The 20,795-nt window shown below is 48.4% G+C and carries 19 protein-coding genes and 1 pseudogene; 7 read left to right on the top strand and 13 right to left on the bottom strand.

All coding sequences use genetic code 11. The features are described from left to right. Positions 1-4: 4 nt before the first annotated feature. Genes L0156_04225 through L0156_04205 form a run of 5 tightly spaced genes read left to right on the top strand, consistent with a single transcriptional unit; the run spans position 5 to position 3,295 of the window. A complete protein-coding gene (locus L0156_04225; protein MCI0602197.1) occupies positions 5-808 on the top strand; it encodes an alpha/beta hydrolase in 804 nt (267 codons plus the stop codon). Continuing rightward, positions 805-1,287: a hypothetical protein gene (locus tag L0156_04220; protein MCI0602196.1), complete on the top strand. Its 483-nt coding sequence runs from the start codon at positions 805-807 to the stop codon at positions 1,285-1,287. The genes L0156_04225 and L0156_04220 overlap by 4 nt, the downstream gene beginning before the upstream one ends. Continuing rightward, on the top strand, positions 1,268-2,476 hold the full coding sequence (locus L0156_04215) for a hypothetical protein (protein ID MCI0602195.1): 1,209 nt from the start codon (positions 1,268-1,270) through the stop codon (positions 2,474-2,476). The genes L0156_04220 and L0156_04215 overlap by 20 nt, the downstream gene beginning before the upstream one ends. A 45-nt stretch (positions 2,477-2,521) precedes the next feature. Beyond that, on the top strand, positions 2,522-2,863 hold the full coding sequence (locus L0156_04210; GenBank protein ID MCI0602194.1) for a hypothetical protein: 342 nt from the start codon (positions 2,522-2,524) through the stop codon (positions 2,861-2,863). A 45-nt stretch (positions 2,864-2,908) separates the two neighbouring features. Next, the gene (locus L0156_04205) at positions 2,909-3,295 is read left to right on the top strand and encodes a hypothetical protein (protein ID MCI0602193.1); all 387 of its coding nucleotides are present in this window, start codon (positions 2,909-2,911) and stop codon (positions 3,293-3,295) included. 7 nt (positions 3,296-3,302) lie between these two features. Here L0156_04205 and L0156_04200 read toward each other — a convergent pair whose 3' ends face one another. The 5 genes and pseudogenes from L0156_04200 to L0156_04180 all read right to left on the bottom strand — a co-directional run bounded on the left by L0156_04200 (position 3,303) and on the right by L0156_04180 (position 9,262). Next, positions 3,303-4,610 (bottom strand): protein kinase, encoded by a 1,308-nt coding sequence (locus L0156_04200; protein ID MCI0602192.1) that lies wholly within the window; start codon positions 4,608-4,610, stop codon positions 3,303-3,305. Positions 4,611-4,732: 122 nt separating this feature from the next. Then, entirely contained in the window at positions 4,733-5,071 is a 339-nt protein-coding gene (locus L0156_04195) for a hypothetical protein (protein ID MCI0602191.1), read from the bottom strand. Positions 5,072-5,099: 28 nt separating this feature from the next. After that, positions 5,100-5,618 carry a response regulator gene (locus L0156_04190; protein ID MCI0602190.1) on the bottom strand — a complete coding sequence of 173 codons (519 nt, stop codon included), beginning with the start codon at positions 5,616-5,618 and terminating at the stop codon, positions 5,100-5,102. Beyond that, positions 5,598-7,686: pseudogene (locus L0156_04185) on the bottom strand (ATP-binding protein). The gene L0156_04190 and the pseudogene L0156_04185 overlap by 21 nt, the downstream one beginning before the upstream one ends. 1,225 nt (positions 7,687-8,911) lie before the next feature. After that, positions 8,912-9,262 carry a tRNA-binding protein gene (locus tag L0156_04180; protein ID MCI0602189.1) on the bottom strand — a complete coding sequence of 117 codons (351 nt, stop codon included), beginning with the start codon at positions 9,260-9,262 and terminating at the stop codon, positions 8,912-8,914. A gap of 66 nt (positions 9,263-9,328) precedes the next feature. On the opposite strand from L0156_04180, the gene L0156_04175 reads away from it, so the two are divergent. After that, on the top strand, positions 9,329-9,874 hold the full coding sequence (locus L0156_04175) for a hypothetical protein (GenBank protein MCI0602188.1): 546 nt from the start codon (positions 9,329-9,331) through the stop codon (positions 9,872-9,874). Between the two features lie 27 nt (positions 9,875-9,901). Here L0156_04175 and L0156_04170 read toward each other — a convergent pair whose 3' ends face one another. The 3 genes from L0156_04170 to L0156_04160 all read right to left on the bottom strand — a co-directional run bounded on the left by L0156_04170 (position 9,902) and on the right by L0156_04160 (position 14,896). Beyond that, positions 9,902-10,321 (bottom strand): response regulator, encoded by a 420-nt coding sequence (locus tag L0156_04170; GenBank protein ID MCI0602187.1) that lies wholly within the window; start codon positions 10,319-10,321, stop codon positions 9,902-9,904. 107 nt (positions 10,322-10,428) lie between these two features. Then, the gene (locus L0156_04165; GenBank protein ID MCI0602186.1) at positions 10,429-11,772 is read right to left on the bottom strand and encodes a sigma-54 dependent transcriptional regulator; all 1,344 of its coding nucleotides are present in this window, start codon (positions 11,770-11,772) and stop codon (positions 10,429-10,431) included. Then, entirely contained in the window at positions 11,741-14,896 is a 3,156-nt protein-coding gene (locus tag L0156_04160; GenBank protein ID MCI0602185.1) for an ATP-binding protein, read from the bottom strand. Before L0156_04160 ends, L0156_04165 begins: the two co-directional genes overlap by 32 nt. 164 nt (positions 14,897-15,060) lie before the next feature. Here L0156_04160 and L0156_04155 point away from each other — a divergent pair, with 164 nt between their 5' ends. Then, entirely contained in the window at positions 15,061-15,639 is a 579-nt protein-coding gene (locus L0156_04155) for a hypothetical protein (GenBank protein MCI0602184.1), read from the top strand. Positions 15,640-15,667: 28 nt separating this feature from the next. Here the strand turns inward: L0156_04155 and L0156_04150 are convergent, their stop codons facing one another. The 5 genes from L0156_04150 to L0156_04130 are packed head-to-tail and all read right to left on the bottom strand — an operon-like array spanning position 15,668 to position 20,778. Then, positions 15,668-17,104 (bottom strand): PLP-dependent aminotransferase family protein, encoded by a 1,437-nt coding sequence (locus L0156_04150; protein MCI0602183.1) that lies wholly within the window; start codon positions 17,102-17,104, stop codon positions 15,668-15,670. Further along, positions 17,088-17,792: a haloacid dehalogenase-like hydrolase gene (locus L0156_04145; protein MCI0602182.1), complete on the bottom strand. Its 705-nt coding sequence runs from the start codon at positions 17,790-17,792 to the stop codon at positions 17,088-17,090. The genes L0156_04150 and L0156_04145 overlap by 17 nt, the downstream gene beginning before the upstream one ends. A 39-nt stretch (positions 17,793-17,831) precedes the next feature. Beyond that, entirely contained in the window at positions 17,832-18,005 is a 174-nt protein-coding gene (locus tag L0156_04140; protein ID MCI0602181.1) for a hypothetical protein, read from the bottom strand. Positions 18,006-18,062: 57 nt separating this feature from the next. Next, positions 18,063-20,273, bottom strand: coding sequence for a tetratricopeptide repeat protein (locus L0156_04135; protein MCI0602180.1), 2,211 nt, complete (start codon positions 20,271-20,273; stop codon positions 18,063-18,065). Then, positions 20,260-20,778: a sigma-70 family RNA polymerase sigma factor gene (locus L0156_04130; protein ID MCI0602179.1), complete on the bottom strand. Its 519-nt coding sequence runs from the start codon at positions 20,776-20,778 to the stop codon at positions 20,260-20,262. The genes L0156_04135 and L0156_04130 overlap by 14 nt, the downstream gene beginning before the upstream one ends. Between the last annotated feature and the right edge of the window lie 17 nt (positions 20,779-20,795).

The raw sequence follows: 20,795 nt of genomic DNA, 5'->3' as shown, positions 1-20,795 counted from the left end.
TGATATGACATACGCTCGCGTTAATGGCATCAATCTCTACCACGAAGTAAACGGGTCCGGTGATCCAATCCTGTTGATTCCCGGGTTGGGTTCCGATGCTGGAACTTGGGGAACATTTTTACCCGTCCTGAAGGAAGGTTACAAAACGATCATACTGGAGAATCGAGGATCAGCGAGATCCACGAAACCCTCCGGAACTTACACGACTGAGAGTATGGCTGAAGATGCGATAGCGCTTTTGGACCAACTCCAGATGGAACAGGTTCATGTAGTCGGGAAATCCATGGGAGGAATGATCGCTCAGATTCTTGCCGCGCGCCATCCGGAAAGGGTCCGTTCGCTCGTTCTCGCCTGCACATTAATGCGGCATGATTCGTACGGAGAGGAGCTGCTCGAGATGGGGCGCATTCTCGCCGAAAAAGCCGGACTTTTCGAAACTTACCGGTTGGCTTTCCTTCTATCCTATTCGAATGAATATTGTGTGACGAATCGTTCCCGCCTGGATGAAGCGCGGCGGTTGCTGGCAGAAATCGGCTCAGAAGAGCTGCTGCAAGGCTATCTTAGCCAGTCGATTGCCTGCGAGACGCATGACAGCCGGGAGCTGGCAAGACAAATCAAAGCTCCCACTCTGGTGATCGCTGCGAAGGAGGACTCGATCACAACTCCGGAACAATCCCGCGATCTGGCCGCTTCCATTCCGAACGCCGAACTGATGATTTTCTCGCGTGGCAAACACGGATTCTGGCGTGAGTTTCCCGATGAAGTAAATCCCGTCGTCCTCAATTTTCTAGCGCGCCATCACTCATGACCGGGATTCTTATCACCTTCAACCTCGCTTCGATCGTATTTCTAGTCTGGGTGTTTGCTCAGGGAATCCTTGTGGATTCAGGACCTTCGATCCGCTCTCACATCGTTATGGCTCTTTGCGCGACCGCGCTGAACGTTTTTGCGCACAGTCTCACAATGATGTATGTGGTTGCTGTGGGACGCATGATCCGTGAAGCGGTCGAAAAAAAGCATCTGGACCAAAAATATGTGGCGCAAACCAAAACGTACCGGAAGAGCATTTTTAAAGTTGCAACAATGGCTATGCTTGCCGTAATGATACAAACAATTCTGGGCGGGGGAGTGCACACAGGAGTTTTTCCTGTATGGTTTCATTTCAGTCTTGGATTTCTGGCTGTGATGATCAGCGGATTCGCAACGTATCTGGAAGTGCGCTACCTGATCGCAAATCATCTTTTGGGCCACCGTGTGGCGCGTGAGTTTGAAACACACCAATCCTGATCTAGGTTCTGAGGAAAAGCCACCACTCATTCTGAGCTCTTCCCGGTATTTTTTTTGGAAACCTGTATTGTTCATTCATCAGAATGGCTTTCGAATCCGAATCGGGAGTAATGACTCATCCATTTTCTTTTCCGATGCGCGGATTTTGAAATGGAAGGAAGCGGATTCATATACGAATGGGATCTGCACCGGAACAAAATACGAGATCATTCTGGCCACTTCCTCCGGAAAAATTTCTCTAAAACACATCAGTAAGATCGATCCTCCTGACGATTTCCCGTTTTTTGCTAACAAACTGATTGGACAACTGGCCGATCGCGCACAAAATGAGATCGAATCGGGAGGATCTCTGCAGGGAAATGGCTGGATTTTGACGGCGGAAGCTTTGCAATCAAACGGAAAGAAACTGAATTGCAAAGAAATTTGGGATGCCGCAATGAGCGAAAATCATGTAACCGTTTGGAAATTGCAAGAGAGCTATCCCTTTGTTCGAATTCCAATGGAAACCGCACAATCACGTATTCTTTTGGAAATACTGGATCGCTACGTTAAAAAGAATCCACCTCCGCAATCGTCCAGTTCTTTGGGCCGGCTCTTATTCAGACGAAAGGACGATTCGGCGCTTCAGTTATTTCTGTCAATCCTGCTCCAGAGACGCACGTGGGATTTTTACGAGAACGGAATCATTCAGCGGCCGGGACACAGAGTCCTTTTTTTCAGGAATTGTGAAACGCTTCAATACGCAGTCGGCCTTCAATTCGTAAATGGAATTTACGCTTTCACGCGGACCCAGTTGAAGCTCAAATCTTTACCTGATTTGAAGTTGATGCAAATCAAAACACAACGCTACGGCAATGATAAGGAATTGGAACAAGCCAAACTGGACATTTCCAAGCAAATCGCAGACCGCCTCTACCTGAAAGTCGCAACTCAACAGGATGTTCCCTGGGGACGGTTTGCTCGCATTTCAAAAGATGAGGTTCGTTATCTGTCGACCAGTTTGCTCGGCGGAAATTTCAGCATGACGTTCCCCTTTTCAAAACCGCTCTCGTATTCCTTCGATTCTGGGAAGTTCTATTTGTTCAACGCCGTCGACGCGCAGCCTCTCTTTACAATGGATTGCGATGAAGAGAACTTCTATCCTGGCTTTTTCTTACTCCTCCGCCTGGTTGGAGAATATGGCAATTGAATACCCTTGTGGCCGAAGATGATGGGGGCTAAAATATGTCCCAATATGAAGATTAGATGGACAGTTTTTCTGGTGGCTTTTGTTGCCTTCGTCTCTTTCGGATCCATAAGTTATGCGACGCCGTCGACCACTTACTGGACTCCGATGACCTTGGATATTCAGTCGTACAAAGTATTTCATATTACTTACGACAGCTACTTTACTGTTTTTCGCGATGCTTCGGATGGAGGCGGAGATTTTCCAACGGATTATGGTCTGACAGTGGGGATTCTTCCATTTGAAAAACTCCAAATGGAAGTTGGTTTCGATTTCTTGGAACCAAGCGATCATCCACTCTTGTTTAACGCCAGGATTGGTACACCTGCAGATGCGCTGTTTGAAGGGTAGCCAGCCATCCAACTGGGGATTTTCAATGTGGGAACTGAGAGCGGTGTGACCAATCAAAATATTGTTCATCTGGTGGTAGGAAAAGTGTTTCCAAATGTTGGCCGGATCTCGGCCGGCCCGTACATTGGCAATGGTGATGTTCTGCTCAGCAGTGATGGAGAGAAAGAAAATAAAGGGTTTGAGATTGCTTTTGACCGGGGCTTTATGCCGGTAAAAGACTCAGCGGGAAATGAGTTTAACAGATTGGTTTTCGCGGGCGATTATGCATCGGGAAATAACGCGTTTGGAGGCGGCGGATTCGGCCTCTACGTTTTCTTTACCAGGGACATTAGCCTCTTGACCGGCCCTGTTTGGTTCAACGACGAAGGTGTCAACGGTAAATGGAAATGGACGCTTCAACTCGACATCAATCTTCCAAGGATAGGTGAATGAACGCCGGCTATTTCGCTTTTTTCTTTTCCAGTGAGCGCAAGACCTTGTTCAGCAGTCTTTCAAAATCGACAGGTTTTGTATCGTAGTCGTCGCATCCGGCAGCCAGCGCTTTTTCACGGTCGCCCGCCATTGCATGAGCCGTAAGCGCGATGATGGGGATGTCCTTTGTAGCATCGGAATTCTTCAACCTGCGACTCACTTCAATGCCATCCACCAGCGGCAAACTGATGTCCATTAGAATCAGGTCAGGTCGTTCAACGGGAATGCGATCCAGAGCATCTCTTCCGTTGACAGCGATAAGTACCTCGTAGCCTTTACGTTTCAATCTGCGTGTTAGCATGTCCCGGTTGTCTTCATTGTCTTCTACAAGAAAGATTGTTTCTCCGGTTGCTGATGCGGATTGCTTGATTGTCGGAATTTCGTGCGATGGTTCTCGCGAATGAACCAGCTCAGAATGGAGCAGCTTCTTCAATGTTTCGGAGAATTCAGCAGCAGTCGCAATGCGGTCTTCCGGCTTTTTAGCCATTGCGCGTGAAATGAGCGCATCAAATGATTGAGGAATAGTGGAGACGATACTGCTGGGTGCTTTTGTCTCAGCAGTAGCAATTTCATGGAATAATTCAAGAATGCTTGCGCCCCGGAAGGGGGATTTGGCAGTTGCCGCTTCGTAAAGCACGCTTCCCAAAGAAAAAATATCAGTTCGCGTATCCAGTGATTCCCCCCGTGTTTGTTCAGGCGACATGTAATTGATCGTTCCTACTGGCGAGCCCATCGTTGTGAGCGTGCTGGCGAAAAGCGGATCTGTCGAAAAATCCTGTCCGACATTCGGCATACATTTGGCGAGGCCAAAATCCAGCAGCTTCACATTTCCCCCGGCAGTAATCATGATGTTTCCCGGTTTGATGTCCCGGTGAATCAATCCGATCGAGTGAGCGGCCGAAAGAGCGTCAGCAACTTTTGCTCCAACGTCAATGATTTGCTCAAACTGCAACGGCCCTCGTTTCAGGATCCGGTAGAGGCTTTTCCCTTCAACGAATTCCATGACGATAAACGAGACATCATTGACTTCTTCAATTGCATAAATTGTGATGATATTCGGATGGTTTAAAGCGGACGCTGCGATTGCTTCACGCATCAATCTGGTTCGGGCAGTTTGATCGCGCATTACAGGCACAGACAAAACTTTAATAGCAACCTGGCGTCGCAGCTTTTGATCCTCCGCGCGATACACCTCACCCATTCCAGCTTCACCGAGAGACTCAACAATCTTGTAATGCATGATCGTTTGGCCAGGCTGGAGTGTCTTGACATTCATCAAAAGCCGTTCCATTTCGCGATTACTTGCGAAAAAAGAACTTTGCTTAAAGAATTCAGCAAGGAAGACTTGCGTTCCACAATTCGGGCAAAAGCTTTCTTCATTGTCGAAATGAAATCGCCTTAAAAATTCTGATTCTTGAACAAAAGTCCGTGAGCTCTGCGATTAATGTATTCATTAACCAGGTCTTCCTGAATCGCAGGCAGGAGGATGACCACGTACGTATCAGGAGATCGTTCACGAATCTCCGACACTATTTGAGGGGCATTTTCGGCATGAGCAAGTAAAACGAGGTCTGGAAGTTCTGCTTCTACTTGCCTTCCCAGTTCGTGATGTGAAGAATGAACTTTCAGCCGGCATTCTTTGATTTCCGTGAGCAGTGAATGAACCTTTGAAATGATTTCAGGCTGATTTTCAATAAGAATAACATTCAGCTCTTCTGATGATAATTCTTCGTCCAAAAAATTACCTCAAACCAGATAGTAGTCGTTACGTAGTGCGTTCTTTTCCAGCGCTTTCGCGAACACAGGCGGCAAGCAAGCTTCTTAGTTCTTGCATCAGCCCATCTTTGGTGTAGTCCCCCTTCTGCAAGATGGACTGAACGTATCCATTTAGCCGGTTGCGGTCATCTTGCGTCAAATCTTTGGCCGTAACAACAATCAACGGGATCTGGCGCCAGGCTTCGTTTTTTCGCAACTCTGTCACAAACTCAAAGCCGTCCATTTCCGGCATCATGAGATCCAGAAGGATCAATTCCGGAATCTGTTCGGATACCCGGGCAAGTCCGACGCGGCCGTTTTCCGCAACAGCGACACTCCAGCCTTCTTTCTCCAATGCGCGTTTGAAAATGTCGCGGGTTTCTTCATCGTCTTCAACAACGAGCACCGGACAAGGTGGATTCGGGCAGCTGAATCTCCGCAACACACAAGCAAGCCGTTCCCGGTCCACGGGCTTGCTCAAGTAGTCACTTACTCCGAGAGCATAGCCCAACTCCTTGTTATCGACCATCGTTACCATGATGACCGGAATATCTGCAAGTTCCGGATCCGCTTTCATTTCCGTGAGTACCGTCGAACCGTCCATCACCGGCATTAAAACGTCCAGGATAACCACCTTCGGGCGCAATTCCCGGGCAAGAAACAATCCCTGTTCTCCCGAAGAAGCAAGCACTGGACGAAATCCCTCCCGGAAAAGGACTCGCGACATCAAATCTCTTGCGTCCGGATCGTCATCAATTACTAATATCGTAGAACGGAAATCCTCCTTGCCAACTGCAGTCAACGGTTCCGCGGCGATTTTTTCTTCAAATACCTGGACTCGTTGAATACCATGACTTGAGACATCAACAGGTAACTCAACGGTAAAAGTTGTTCCCCGGCCATGTTCGCTTTGAACAGTGATGTCTCCGCCCATCATATGGCAGAATTTACGGCTAATGACCAAACCCAGGCCGGTTCCCCCGTACTGTCTGGTTGTGGAAGCGTCAGCCTGAGTAAAAGCCTCAAACAACCGGGCGAGCTGATCTGGAGTCATTCCGATGCCCGTATCGGAAATATCGAAACGGAACCACTCGCCGCTCTTTCTTATTTCTCGATTCACCCGCACTGTGATGGTTCCCGATTTTGTAAACTTGCATGCATTGCTCATCAAGTTAAACAGAATTTGTCGCACGCGCGTAACGTCAGCATGCATGCTCCCGGGATCTTTTTCACTTTCAACTTTGATTCTATTTCCATTTTTTTCCGCAAGCGGATGCACTGTGTTCACCACATCCTGAATCAAACCAGCAAGTGAAAATGTTTCGAGAAACAACTCCATCTTTCCAGCTTCAATTTTGGAAAGGTCAAGGATGTCATTGATCAAAGTCAACAGGTGTTTTCCGGCGGAGTGAATTCTTTTCAGGTCCGAATCAAATATTTTAACTCCGAGATCGTCGGCTTCCTCCTGAAGCATTTCGCTGTATCCGATAATGGCATTCAGCGGAGTCCGTAATTCATGACTCATCGTCGCGAGAAACTTGCTTTTCGAGCGATTCGCTTCTTCGGCCTGGTCCTTCGCTTGCCTCAACTCTTCTTCGGAACGCTTGCGTTCGAAGACCCGTCCAAGCTGCGTACCGATATGCGCCATTGCCTGCAACAAAGCTTCATCCGGCTCGGCTGGTTTTTCTGTAAAGAATTCCATAACTGCCACGGCTTGAGATCCGATCAATACCGGAAAACCAAAGGCGCCATGAACGCCAATGTCTTCAGCGAACTTTGCCCGCGGAAAGTTGGAGTCTTTTGTTACATCCATAATCCAGGCAGGTTTGCCGCTCAAAGCCACCCGGCCCGGAAGGCCTTTTCCTTTTTCTAGATGCGTCGATTCGGTTACTCTTCGGAAGGTATCGAAACGTCCATCCTTGGGCAGGTGCCAGATCGTTGTCGGGGCCAGAGTGCCTTCCGATCCTCTGGACACCATATATACATGACCCACCGGCCATCTGGTAAATTCACAGACCCGGTCGATTCCGAACTGCAGAACTTCTAATTCATTCGTAGCCTGATTTGCCGCAACTGCTACTTCCTGCAAGACCTTCAATAATGCAGTTTTCTGTTCGAGAGCCTCCTCAGCGACTTTCCGCTCTGTGATGTCCTCAATGCTCCCTTCGTAATAGAGTAGATTGTGCTGCGCATCGTAAACGGCATGCACCTTTTCGGAAATCCAGATCATAGTGCCGTCTTTTGCGGTACGCCTGGGATTCGAATTTTGTGACGGCCCCCTCTTCCTGCATTGTGCGGATGAATTCCATACGCCTGCTTGGATCGACGTAAAGCTGATTGGAAATTGCCGAGATATTGTTGATCATTTCGTCTTCGTTTTTGTATCCAAGGATTTGCGCCATCGCGGGATTCACGCTGATAAATTTCCCATCGGATGTGCTCTGGAAGATCCCTTCCACTGCATTTTCAAAAATACCCCTATATTTTTCTTTGGCTTCCACCAATCCGCGCGCAATATTGTTGAACGACTGCACCACAGGACCCAATTCATCACGGGTTTCGAGCGAAACGGAGCCAGTAAGATTCCCCTGGATCATTGCATCGGAGGCCTCCTGCAGACCGGAGACAGTATTCATAACGGCTCTGTAAAAACCGACAAGCAGATACCCTACGAGTGCCAGCATAAGAACGGAGATCACTTCCACCAATCGCTTTTTGCGCTCAAATCCATCGATTCGCGTGCGCAAAAGTCCATCAAGTTCTGCAACCGTGCGATCCCACAAACTGAAATCCTTCTCCAGCGTTTTTCGAGTGAGTGCCTCAAGGCTCTCTTGCGTCGTGGTCAACTGCGGAGCGTCAAGGATTTCGGCATCAATTGCTTTCAATAGCTCTTCGGTTTGAGCAACTGCATTCTGGACCGGCTCTTCCAGGGCTGGTTTCAAGTTTTGCGCCGGGTTGTTGCGAAACCCTACTTGTAAACCTGCCCGTGTGGCTTCTGAATTCGAACGCACTAAGCCCGTTAACGTGATCAGCTCAGCCTTCTCTTCCGCCGTCATCGAGCCGCGTTCCAAAATGGATTGCGCAAAAAAACTGGTTCGTGAAACCAGATCCACACCTTCAGGCAGTTTCAGCAGGACTGAATCCATGAGGTAGTAACTATCAAGGTCGGGATCCAGAATGAGATTGGAAGTATCCCCCGCATGAGAGACCAACGCTCGTATATCACCGATCACTTTGCCATAGAGCGTGTCGGTGTCCGATGCCTCGAGACTGAGAGTCTTATTCTTCAGGAATTTCCAGTTCTCGCTCAAAACATTCAGTCTGGAACTTGTATTTAGAATCTTTCCGTATTGCTTTTCGGCAGATAAGAGTTCCTGAAAATCCTGATCGATGATCGATTGCAGCTCAATCAATTCCGGACGCAGCGTGATTTGCCCTTTCGCGTAAGAATGAGCCAGGCTTCGCGCTGAAGGGACATGTTCAAGGAGCTTCCGTAAAGGGCGGAGGTATGCATCACCGATGATTTCCTTTTCAGAAAATTCAATGCGGTCATTCATTTCGGAAATCAAAAAAAACATGACCGTCGCCAGCGGAATTGCAAAACACAAACTGATGAGCGCAAACTTTTGAGGGTACTTCAGCCGGTTCATGATCGCGACGGCTGGAGCAAGGATAGGACTGATGCGTTTGTTCTGTGTTAGCATGATTACGTGCTTTGACCCGAGACTCTCAAATCATGGAGAATCCCATTCAGTTGTCCCCCCGCGAAAAGTTGTAGAAAACAATATAGCTTCCGCTACGAGTTCTAGCGAAAAAATGAGGTTACTCGGCTCGTGTTCCGTCCGGCACCAGTTTCTCCGGAAGGGCGAGAACCGGCGTAATTCCATCGGCATAGCCGATGTCAAAAAGCATTCCTTCCGAGACCTCGCCGGCCATTTTTCGTGTAGCGAGATTCACTACAAATAACGCTTGTTTCCCTTCAATTTCTTTGGGATTCGCGCGCTCTTTTTTCATACCGGCAAGTATGGCTCGCCGGTGGTCGCCAAATTCAACAGTAAGTTTTACTAATTTATTAGACGAAGACACCTCGTCAACCGCAACGATGGTGCCGACGCGTATGTCAATTCTTTGTAACTCTTCGGAAGTGATCAACGGTTTGATGGGAGCAGGCATTCATCCTCCTGATCTGTTATGCACAGAAATGCTTTTCACTGATTCTGTGCTAATTATGGAAAAGAATTGACAATAGAACAAATGATTGAAGAAGAACGCAAACTCTTGCGGGCGATTGAGCGGATTCTGCAGGACCCTTCTGTGTCGGCGCAGATCGACCGGATTGCGGATCGCGTTGTGGATGAATTCAAAAGGAGCCAGGATCCGTTGGCATGGGAGACCATTCCTTTGGAAATTTACGAAAACAAATTGCCTGAGTTGATCCGCTCCAGCTGGGTATTTTTACTGAAGGAGGGTTCCAACAGCGGCGCGGAACGCCATCCGAACAGTCATCAACGGGTCAGGTCCTGGAGGCGAACAGGAGACTTGCAGATCTGGACGGAAGATCGATGGCAATCTCATGTTTTGCTGGATCAGTTTCATGGGCGGATTGAAGATCACTGGGCATCCATACCTGTCAACATCTGGCATCGGGCGGTTGTCGGCCCCGGCGAACATTGGATTGTCGTTTCTTTTCATACTGCTACAGCAGCCGAATTAATTGAAGAGCGTCCGGATCCCGCGGATGCAAAACGGATGCAGCGGCGAATCTACACAAAGCTGCACTCGTAAGCCAGCCGGCCGCGGATCGATAAAAACCTAGACAGAAATACCGAGAGCCTTGAGGCGGTTCCTAAATTCGCTGATGGGAATGGATTTCTCAAAATAACTCGACGCTCCCCTCCTTATTGCTTCGCGTTCGATCTCCTGTGCGCCGTACGCGGTCATCAGAACTACATGCGTTTTCGGAGCCTTCGTTTTAATCAGCGATAACAAATCAAGTCCTTCCAGCGAGGCACCCGATGAGAGACGTAGATCCAAAATCACCAAATCAAAGGCATGAGCACTCAGCAATTTTGTTGCCTCTTCCAGAGTACTTGCTCCTTCAACTATTACATCATCGGTCTGAAAGAGTCCCGCAAGACTTTCCAAAATCGCTTCATCATCATCGACAATGAGCACACACTTCTTATCCATTTTCTGTCGAAGCTGTTTTGTAACGAGCAAGGGCTGTACCACTGTATTTCTCTGAGGCTGTTCAGGGTCATCCCAGGGAAAACGTGTTCTTTAACGGAACACCTTGTTCCATTCCGAATCATGAGAAATGCGGTCCACTAGCAAGAGTTTCACGTTTTTGGAAGCGCGATCTTGTGTTTCTTTATTTTTCTGTAGAGAGTGCCGCGGGAGACACCAAGGTCACGGGCGGTGGCTTTCAAATTGTAGTTATGCGTTCGAAGCGCCAATTCGAATAGCTTGAGTTCGGCATCGTTGACAGTCAGGGGCTCGGAGCGGGATCTCGTATGGGCGTCCGATGGACCGGTAAATTGGGGAAGATGGGAGATTAAGACCTGGGATCGGCTCGGACAAAGAATGGCGGCGCGTTCCATAACATTTCTAAGCTCGCGAACATTCCCCGGCCAGTCGTATGAGGAAAGTAATTCCGCAGCTTCGTGTGAAATTCCATCCTGCACACCGCCGAATTCTTGCAGAAATTTTTCTGCCAGCGAAAGAATGTCTTCCTTTCTCTGTCGAAGCGGCGGCACTGGAATTGTAAAAACATTCAGGCGATAAAAGAGATCTTCGCGAAACTTGCCGGCAGTAATTTCCTTGGTTAGATCGCGATGGGTTGCCGCAATCAAGCGGACATCCACTTCAATTTCTGCGACTCCTCCAATTCGGCGAAACCTCTTTTGTTCCAAAACATTTAAGAGTTTAGGCTGTATGGAATAATCCATTTCTCCAATTTCATCCAAAAACAGAGTTCCGCCGTTTGCTGCTTCGAAGAGACCGATTTTCCTTTCATGAGCTCCGGTGAACGACCCTCTTTCATGTCCAAAGAGTTCTGATTCCGTTAAATCACGTTGCAATCCGGCGCAGTTCAGCTCTACAAAAGGATGTTTGCTCCGCGGCGAAGTTTCATGGATTCGACGCGCGATCAGTCCCTTTCCGGTTCCCGTCTCTCCGCGAAGTAGGACCGTCGTGTCTCTTGGCGCAACAACTTCTATCAGCTTTATTGCATCCTGGATCGCCCTGGCTTTTCCCAGGAACAAAACACGTGCGGCATTGCTTAATCTTTCCAGCTGGGCAGCCTTACGGCGAAGGCTACCTGACTCGAATCCCTTTTCAACGAGAACCAGTAGTCTTGGAGGATCGACCGGTTTCACAATAAAGTTATCTGCCCCGCGCCGCATTGCCTCAACAGCATCTTCAATGGTTCCAACACCGGTGATCATGATCACAGAAGTTTCTGCTCGGACCGATTTAATTTGCGTCAGCAAATCCAGGCCGCTGATGTCCTCCAATCGCAGGTCTAGGAGAACCAGATCGATCGGTTCCTTGCGGACAATCTCGATTCCTGATTCTCCGGACTCAGCGCAAAAAACTGAGTAGCCTGCATCTGACAACAATGTCTCGAGCGCCTCGTTCAAAGACGTATCATCATCGATGATCAATATGCGTTTCCTCTGCATTGTCTACACCGTTAGATTTCGGGCCCCGTGCCGGTAGAAAAATTCTGAATAATGTTCCTGCTGGACCCGATTCTACATCGATGGTTCCTTCATGTTCTGTTATAACACGTCGAACAATCGCAAGTCCCAGTCCGCTTCCTTTACCGGTTGTAAAGAAAGGTTCAAAGATACGAGAAAGATTCTCACCGGGAATGCGGGAGCCGTCGTTTTCTACCGTCAAATGGATCCCGGGCACTTCCCCCGGGGCGCTACCAGCCGATACGACAATCCTGCTGACTCTTTTCGCGTGTTTCGTAGCGTTATCGATTAAGTTAATCAAAACCTGAATCAATCGGTCTCGATCCAGGGTAACTTTCGGAAGGTCAGCCTCCCACTCCAAAAACACTTTTGGGGTTTCCTGTTCGCGAAAAGTCTCCACGGCCTCTTGCAATAATGAACCTGGATCGACTTGCGATAAAAGAAGGGAATGGGGCCGGGCGAATTCCAAAAGATCATCCATCAATCGTGACATTCTTCTCGTTTCCCGGTCCAGGATCTTCAGCTGAGGTTGCAGATCCTCGTTCCCTTTCAGACGATTTCCAAGCACATAAGCTGTCGCTTGAAGCGAAAAAATCGGATGACGAATTTCGTGCGCAACGCCAGCCATCATTTGGCCGTACGCTGCCATTCTTTCCGCTTCCCTTAGCGCCTCAATCCCGTGTTGCACACGCTCTTCGAGATTCAGGTTCGTTTCCTGCAATCGTTTTTGTGCCTCCAGCAATTCTTTCGTTTTCTCCCGAACGATCCCGGCAAGTTGAGCCTGTCTGGCCTTCAATTGATTCGTACGAAAACGATGCAATCCGAAGACAATAGAAGTTAGACCCAGGATGCATAGGGCGAGGAACCATCTGGTTTGATAGAAATGCGGCTGAAGTGTAAAAGCAAAAACGGCTCCTGTTTCATTCCAAACAGCATCATTGTTGGAGGCAATCACGCGGAAACGATAACTTCCGGGAGGTATGTTCGTGTATGCGGCAAAACGGCTTTGCCCGGCATCGATCCATCCGGTATCATGACCTTCCAGCTGGTACTTGAATTTGTTTTGTTCGGGATCCAGAAAACTCAGAGTGGTATAACGGAATTCGAATCGCGAACTTCCGGGAGGAATTTTGATACCGGAAAGCAGATCAAGCTCCCGATGATCCACCCGCACACTATCTACTAATACATTAGGGGAGATCCTGTTTACTGGAATCTTGCCTGGATCAATAACTACCACTCCTGCAATTGTCGGAAACCATAATCTGCCATCTTTGGTTTTCCATCCGGATGGATGTCCGGCTCCGTTGCATTCGCTACTCGGCATTCCATCTTTTTTGGTAAAGGAAATGGAAGGAATCGATCGAATTTTGCCGGCATCAAAGTCATCCAGATCCTTTTTACGCACGCAAAAAATTCCTTTATTGCAGCTCATCCATAGGTTCTGTTGGTCATCTTCCAGTATTTGAAAAACGACATCGTTAAAAAAATCATGATCAGTTGTATATGCTCTAAAACGGCCGTTTTGGAATCGATTCAACCCGCCCCCTGCGGTTCCAATCCAAATGTTTCCCTGATCATCTTCGTGGATCGCACGAATCTGATCACTGGAGAGTCCGTTTTTCGTTGTAAAAGTGGTGAACTTTCCGTCTTTGAAGAGGCTCAGTCCTCCCATCGTACCGACCCAGAGACGCCCATCTTTTTCATGTAGAGTTCTTACAAAATTATTGGCGAGGCCCTCTTTTTCTGTATAGCTGATGAACCGGCCATCTTTAAAATGGTTGACACCGGCGCTCCATGTTCCGACCCACAAGCTGTTTTCCTGACCTTCGACGATTGCATAAACATGATCGCTGGACAATCCGTCGCGCGTTGTATAAATTGTCATATCTCCGTCTCTATAAAGAACCAGACCCGATCCATCCAATCCCAACCACAGATTCCCTCGCTTGTCCCGGCAAATGGAATAAACATCTTGGTGAGAAAAACGATTCAAAGCATGGTAATGAAATTTCCCTTCCTTCCACTGGAGAAAGCCGCCCCCCCTGGCGGTGAACCAGAGATTTTTTGCATTATCCTCAAAAATCGTCATTACGTTCGGGTGGGATAGGCCTTCGCGCAAAGTATACGGTGTAAGCTTCGTATCGCGGAGCTGATTCAAGCCCCCGCCATAGGTGCCGACCCAGAGACTGCCTTCGAAATCTTCGTAAAGACTGAGCGCCATCTTATCGGAAAGTCCTCCGCTCACAGAATGGACTTCAAAGCGACCATCACGAAAACGGACGAGTCCACTGTTCGTTGCAATCCACACGTTATCATGCCGATCCTGATGAATTGCCAAAACGGTTTCATCGGGAAGTCCATCATTTCGATGGTAGCTGTACATTTCGCCATTCTTGAAACACCGAATTCCATCGCCATCGGTTCCCACCCATAAGTTTCCTTGCCTATCTTCAACAATAGTGCGAACAGCGATATCAGGATGACTGACTCTGTAAATGTGCATGTTGCCGCTTTTCCAGCACTTTAGTTCCCCCTTCCAGGTTCCGAACCAGCGATGGCCCTGCCGGTCCTGATAAATCGATCCGATTGGATCCTGAGAAAGACTCTTTGTGATCACATCGGTATCGAGCTTGCTGTTCCTCCAGAGGTTCAGTCCACGCGCAGTTCCGATCCAAACGTTTCCTTCCCGGTCTTCAAAGAGTGAATACACAATGTCATTGAGCAAACCATCTCGCGTCAGGTAACTTTGAAACTTTCCATTCTGATACCGGAGAACTCCACCGCCGGCAGTGCCGATCCAGAGGCTTCCATCTTTGGATTCGCACAAAGCCCTGACCGCATTGTGGCGGATCTCCTTCGTATTCTTTCGATCGAATACTGTAAAATGAATTCCATCGAAACGAACCAATCCTTCTTGCGTTCCTAACCAGAGATAGCCGTCGCGTGTTTGTACAATCGCCCGAACGGTGTTTTGCGGCAAACCGTCATCGATCTGCCAGGTACGATGACCATACTGCGTGATGAATTTGGAAGGATCCAGAGCGAAGGAGTAATGAGAGAAGCACAGGTGTGCAAAGACGATTAAAAGGAACCTGGCTCTCATTCTGTTACGCCATCGTTGCTATTCTAAATCCCCATGATCCACTATGGAACATTCACTGTTCCATTTGGAAACAATGGATCACATCAATCGCCGAGCCATCCTGCGACGCTTACACCGGTACGGATTTTGCTTCTGCAAAAGGGAAAATTCAGAAGGAGTGAATCATGAAGTTGCATGCATTCAACAAAACTTTGCTTTTTCCTGCGATCGGCGCTCTGTTTGTGACAATGCTGAGTTCGCAATCGGTGAGCGCGCAGGCATTTGAATTCTTACCGGCCTGGACGCATACTGCTTCCAGCTGTGCTATTGACGAAGACTCACTGCCATTGTATCGCTTCCAAACCGCGGTCGGCCCTGGTAGCGACTTTACGTTTCGTGCCGGCCAGACCAGCACCTCTCCAATTATCGCACGCTGCAACGTTGTCAATCCTCTGGATCAGGGAAATCCGGCATGGAATGCGATCATCCTGGGTTATCAGGATCCTGATGGTATAGGGACGAATCACAGTGTGCGGGCCAAACTCTTCAGCGTGTCGCGCCCCACCGGCAGCACAACCTTGATAGCTTTCGTGAATAGTAACACCAGCGGAAATACGGGACGAACCGAATTGGCAATCAAGTTCTCCCATAGTTTTGATTTCTTGAACAACGAATATTTTGTCCAAATTGAATTGATTCGCAAAAACCAGAACGCAGGTCCTGTTGCTTTTATGGTTAGGCTTACTCAATTAGAAGAAATCTAAAAGCTGCGGAACCGATACAGCGGCGAATCTATACAGAGCCGCAATCGTAAGCCAGGCGGCCTAGAGTTGCCAGTGCTTGATCAATTTTATCGCTCCAGGGGTGCGCGCAATTTAAGCGAATGCAGTTCCGGTAATGTTGTTTAGGTGAAAATAGCGAGCCGGGGGCGATGCTGATTTTCGAATCCAACGCTTTTCGATAGAGTTCCAGTGAATCCACCGAATTGGGAAGCTCGGCCCATAAGACAAAACCTCCCTGGGGGCGAGTGACTCGTGTGCCTCGCGGGAAGTAGTGTGCGATTGCTTCCGATGTTTTTTGCACCTGCGATGAGTAAGCTCTGCGGATTCTTCGCATGTGATGATCATATCCGCCGCTTCGTAGCATTTCTGCAATGGTGATTTGGGTGGGCAACACGCACGAAAGCGTATTCATCAGTTTTAGTCGCCTGACTTCATCCTTGAAGCGGCCGGGAGCAGTCCAACCGACGCGATAGCCGGGCGAAAGACATTTGGAATAGGAGGAACAGAGAAGAACCAGTCCCTGTTGATCAAAGGCTTTACAAACTTTAGGCCGCTCGTTTCCAAAATAAATTTCTCCGTAGATATCGTCTTCAATTAAAGGAATCTGCTTGCGCGATAAAAGCTCGACCAGTTGTTTCTTGCGTTCTTCAGGCATGTAGCAACCTAACGGATTGCTGAAATTGGAAACGATCAGGCACGCCTTGACCTGTTGTTTCTTGATTGCTTGTTCCAGGGCATCCACACAAATTCCATCGCGCGGACAGGTGGGAATCTCCAGAGCTTTCATCTTGAGACTTTCGATGATTTGCAAAAAGCCGTAGTAAGTGGGAGATTCGACTGCGATTGTATCTCCCGGTTGTGCGACCGCTCTCAAACAAAGATTGATGGCTTCCGTGCAGCCGAAAGTGATAACAACATCCGCCCCCGAAAAACTGCAACCCCAATCGAGCGATCTTCGGGCGATTTGATGGCGGAGTTCTTCACTTCCTTGCATCATTCCGTAGGAATGTTCTTCGCCATCCGATTCGCGGGCGATGCTCGCGAGGATCCGGTTCAGTTTGCGCATGGGTAATAGTTCCGGACTTGGTGTAGCCGCTCCCAGGGGAACGATATCGGGCCGCGTAATCGCATCGTGAATGCTGGCCACAAGCTCGCTTACGTTCACTCGTGATGCGGATAACGATGGCTTGCTGATCGCCGGTTCCGGTGGAAGCGCGCGTCGCTGGAGACGCACATAGTAACCGGACTGGGGACGCGCCTCAATCAGCCCGCGATCCTCCAGCAACACGTACGCTTGCAACACAGTGCTGATGCTCACATTTTCCTGCAGGCTCAACCGGCGAACAGAGGGCACTTTTTCGCCCGGTAAAAAAGTCCTTTTGTCAATCAAACTCGCGATTTTGTCAGCGAGCGTTTCGTAAAGATACGGATCAATTTGTGGATTCATAAGCGTCAAAATGGTTCAAGTAGTTTAAAAAAACCGGTGTTAACTGAAAATCCTTACAGATGAATTTTGCTCCCGCTTTTTTCAAACGCTGACTCTTTTCATTCGCGCTGATCCCAACAAAGCCGATACCCAGATTCTTTGCTGTTGTGACATCCCAGACTCCATCACCGACAAAAACGACGGTGCTGAAATCTTTGCATTCGTAATAAACCTTCGCTTTTTCAATGACGCGGCTGACGATGCCATCGCGTGAAATGGAATCTTCGCAGGAAGCAAAAGGTGTGTCCATTTGAATCCCTGCGCGTTGAAGCTTAAACCGCGCGGACTCCGACCAGCATCCGGTGGCAATCGCCACTTTCCAATCGGTTTCTTCGCGCAGAAGACGAAGAATACTACCGGCCCCGCGTACTTCTTGAAAATCCCGAGGGTTCGAACAGTACGCTTCTCTTAAGTTCCGGATAAAACGGGCGCGCGCGCGGGCAAGTTCGGAATCCAGCGGGTTTCTATTGAAAAAAGAGGTGAGAACTTCTGTAGCGATCCCTTGATCTGTGCTGTAGTTATAAGATTCCCAATCGCGTGAGATTTTTCGCAAACCAAATTCCTGCTGGAAGGCGAGCCGAAAACACAAGCCATCCACCTGATTGGTGTCTGTCAATGTTCCGTCTACGTCGAAGACTACAAGCTTCATTTCCTACTATCATAGCTTTTGTTACTGTACCTGTACAGATCAGATTTTTGGAAAGTAAAGGTATACAGTTAACAGCCAAGACGCCAAGGCGCCAAGAAAATTGAAACTTTTATCCTGGCCGTTTGATTTTTTTGCAACTTCTTTCAATTGCTCTTTTGATAACGCTCCAACTCCTGTTAACTCCCTTTCAATGACGTATTGAGGCATTTTCATTCTCCTTCCAAGTAGCGCAGGCGTCCCGCCTGCGAACAGCGCGCGCAGACGTCCGCGCTACTTTGATCGGCTCAAACGTGATTTCACTTGCTTCAAGAAAGGAATATCCGAATCCGCATTTTTCCAGAGTTCGGTCATGTTTGTATAAGTGATGTGCGCTTTTTGTTTGTCTCCCATTTTTTCGAGCAGCACGCCTTGATAGTATAGCGCTTCCGGATAAAAGACCGCACGATGGCCAAGATAATTGGAAAAAGTTGTTTTTAGCTTCTCAAAGGTGTCATATGCGGCGGGGTAGTCGCCTTTTTCATTATAGGCAAGGGCAAGTTCCCGTGTGCGTAGGATGCGGCTCCAGGGTTCTCCCCGCGTTTCCAAATCGTTCAGCACACGAATTGCCTGCTGATGGTCCCGTTTTTTACGCGCGTCAAATGCCTTCAGCATGTCCGGATAGAATCCGTAATCAAGAATATTCTCCCTCGCGATTTGCTCTGCTTCGGGAATGCGGCCAGCCAGCAGGTAGTTCTGGAAAAGATAAATGTAAAGAAAGTCATCATGATGAGTATCCGCTTTTAGCGCGTTATTCATTTCAATTTCAAAGCCTTTCTGATCCCCTCGCAAAGTGAGCAACCAGAAAGCTCTTTGAGCGTATGCTCTTGCCAGGTTCTGAGAATCCTTTGACTTCCGATCGAGTTCAACCACATGGTTCGATGCTTCCAAAGCTTCGCGATATTTCCCCTGATATACAAGGATTCTTGTGAGGCTTCTGTAAGCTTGCCGTTGCGTGTCCTCAGACTTCGAGAGCAAAGCGCGGACGGTTGATTCCGCTTCCGGAAATCGATTTTGGAACACAAGAACATCTTCAGCGATACCGATCAAAGGCATCGTGCTGGATGTGAAAATCTTTTTCGCAGTTTCATAGGTATGGCGCGACGCTTCAAATTCTCCACGCAAGTTTAGAGCGTCGGCATACAGTTTATAGGAGCGTTCACTGCCGACATTTTGTACGAACTTCTGAGCGAGATGCGCCAGCGGTTCGTAGCGATTCGTACCTTCGTAGATCAAAATTAAATGATCGTATGCCAGGCCATAGGCCGGATCCAGCTCAAGAACTTTTCTTAAATAGGATTCCGCGGTCGCGTAATCCCCTCCATGAAAGGAGACGTCACCTGCCATGTAAAGAGTCTCTTTCTCTTCCGGATAAGTCTGAAGAACGCTCCGGTAAATGCGCAACGCTTGATGCGGTTTTCCATTGATGTATTCGGAATAAGCGCGGATGAGCTTCTGTTCCTTTGGCAAAGCTTTGCGCTTGAATTTCATGGCTTTCGCGATTGCGTCGCGCGCCGGTTCACCCGATGTCCAGCGCGCAAAAGCCAGTTTGTAATGAGCGATCGCGAAAGTCGGATCCATTTGAACGGCTTGTTCAAACTCGGCTTCCGCTTCGCGAAAAGAGAGCCTGTTGAGCAAGTCTTCACCTTTGAAATAGTGGTAATAGGAAGCCATGTTTTCAGTGGTCAATTCGCTGATCCGTTTTGAATTTCTCAGGGCGGGTTGATCTTCCTCAAGATGAGAGCGCAAGGAGCGGGAAATTTCATCGAGATGAAAGGGAACGGAAGCCAGATCCCGCGCTTTCTGATTGCCAGAGTAAAGTTGTTTGCCTGTTTTTACATCTTTCAAGTTTACATGAATGGCTATTCCTTCCGGATCTTTCTCAATCGTCGTGAATGCGATGGCGGTTGGAGAAAATTTGTCTTTGATTGTCTGAACCGCGGCTTCGTCCAGCATCCTTACATTGGACTGTCCAGAGCGTTTTGCTGCATCGACCATCATGGCACGGCTGATCACCTGTACCTGAGAGGACTGTTCGAGTGAAGTGCTTAACATTGCAGCAATCGCGTTCAGCTGCTGATTGTTGGTGTTGTTTCTGGGGTCGAGGAACGCGATACGGACGCGTTGATAAGGTTGTTCCCTTTGGAATTTGTATAGGTACAGGCCGCCTGCAAGTAAGAGTATGATGCTGGCGGCGATCGTCAAAACGGAAGAGCGAACGATCCTTACGCGCTTCACAGGAGGTGCTGAGGCTAAGAGAACCCGAGTTTCAGAGGAACATTCACGGCACCTGGATATATGCTGAATCCACTTCAGCTTTTCCGCTTTTGCCAGGTTATTGCTGGCTAGCTCAAACAGTATCTCAGCGGACGGGCATTCATTTCTGTTACTCGAGCCTGCTCCTTTTCCATAGGCTTCTATCAATTTTTCTTCATTCACTTTCATAATAAATTCCTTCTTCTTTCAGCAAAACGCGAAGGTCCTCCAGTCCACGATAAACGAGATTTCTTGCGCGCGCGCTGCTCCACTGCATTAGCTTGCCGATCTCATCAGCGCTGTAACCTTGCAGATAGAAGCGAACCGCAATTTGCCTGGATTCCGCCAGTTTGTTCAACACGTTCTCCAGGACGTCGAACAAACGGCTTTCCGTATTTGGATTGACCCCCGCAGTTGCTTCGGTGATGGTCTCCTGCTGTTTGAAACGCATTTTTCGCAAAACATCGATGGCTGTCGTTGCGGCCATCTTGTACAAATAAGTTGAGGGGTAAACAATCTTTTGACTGTTATCGAGCAGCTTCCAGATTTTAATGTGAACTTCCTGTTCGATGTCCTGCAGATCGAAATCGGAAAATGAGGGATAAACTCGATGAATTGCGTTTCGGATCAGGTTTCCATAATCCCGCTGAATGGATAGGAACTCCGCTTCTTTTTCATCGCGAGATTTGGCCATATTGTCATGGTTACACA

The organism is bacterium, assembly GCA_022616075.1.
GTDB lineage: Bacteria > Acidobacteriota > HRBIN11 > JAKEFK01 > JAKEFK01 > JAKEFK01.
Note: the sequence above shows the minus strand (reverse complement) of the source record. Positions and strands in the feature narration are given on the sequence as shown.

What these genes read in the sequence shown, in the direction of transcription:
- L0156_04225 (MCI0602197.1), top strand. Translation starts at nt 5, where the DNA reads ATGACATACGCTCGCGTTAATGGCATCAATCTCTACCACGAAGTAAAC.
- L0156_04220 (MCI0602196.1), top strand. Translation starts at nt 805, where the DNA reads ATGACCGGGATTCTTATCACCTTCAACCTCGCTTCGATCGTATTTCTA.
- L0156_04210 (MCI0602194.1), top strand. Translation starts at nt 2,522, where the DNA reads ATGAAGATTAGATGGACAGTTTTTCTGGTGGCTTTTGTTGCCTTCGTC.
- L0156_04200 (MCI0602192.1), bottom strand. Translation starts at nt 4,610, where the DNA reads ATGAATGTCAAGACACTCCAGCCTGGCCAAACGATCATGCATTACAAG.
- L0156_04190 (MCI0602190.1), bottom strand. Translation starts at nt 5,618, where the DNA reads ATGGTCGATAACAAGGAGTTGGGCTATGCTCTCGGAGTAAGTGACTAC.
- L0156_04180 (MCI0602189.1), bottom strand. Translation starts at nt 9,262, where the DNA reads ATGCCTGCTCCCATCAAACCGTTGATCACTTCCGAAGAGTTACAAAGA.
- L0156_04165 (MCI0602186.1), bottom strand. Translation starts at nt 11,772, where the DNA reads ATGCAGAGGAAACGCATATTGATCATCGATGATGATACGTCTTTGAAC.
- L0156_04160 (MCI0602185.1), bottom strand. Translation starts at nt 14,896, where the DNA reads ATGAGAGCCAGGTTCCTTTTAATCGTCTTTGCACACCTGTGCTTCTCT.
- L0156_04155 (MCI0602184.1), top strand. Translation starts at nt 15,061, where the DNA reads ATGAAGTTGCATGCATTCAACAAAACTTTGCTTTTTCCTGCGATCGGC.
- L0156_04150 (MCI0602183.1), bottom strand. Translation starts at nt 17,104, where the DNA reads ATGAATCCACAAATTGATCCGTATCTTTACGAAACGCTCGCTGACAAA.
- L0156_04145 (MCI0602182.1), bottom strand. Translation starts at nt 17,792, where the DNA reads ATGAAGCTTGTAGTCTTCGACGTAGACGGAACATTGACAGACACCAAT.
- L0156_04140 (MCI0602181.1), bottom strand. Translation starts at nt 18,005, where the DNA reads ATGAAAATGCCTCAATACGTCATTGAAAGGGAGTTAACAGGAGTTGGA.
- L0156_04135 (MCI0602180.1), bottom strand. Translation starts at nt 20,273, where the DNA reads ATGAAAGTGAATGAAGAAAAATTGATAGAAGCCTATGGAAAAGGAGCA.
- L0156_04130 (MCI0602179.1), bottom strand. Translation starts at nt 20,778, where the DNA reads ATGGCCAAATCTCGCGATGAAAAAGAAGCGGAGTTCCTATCCATTCAG.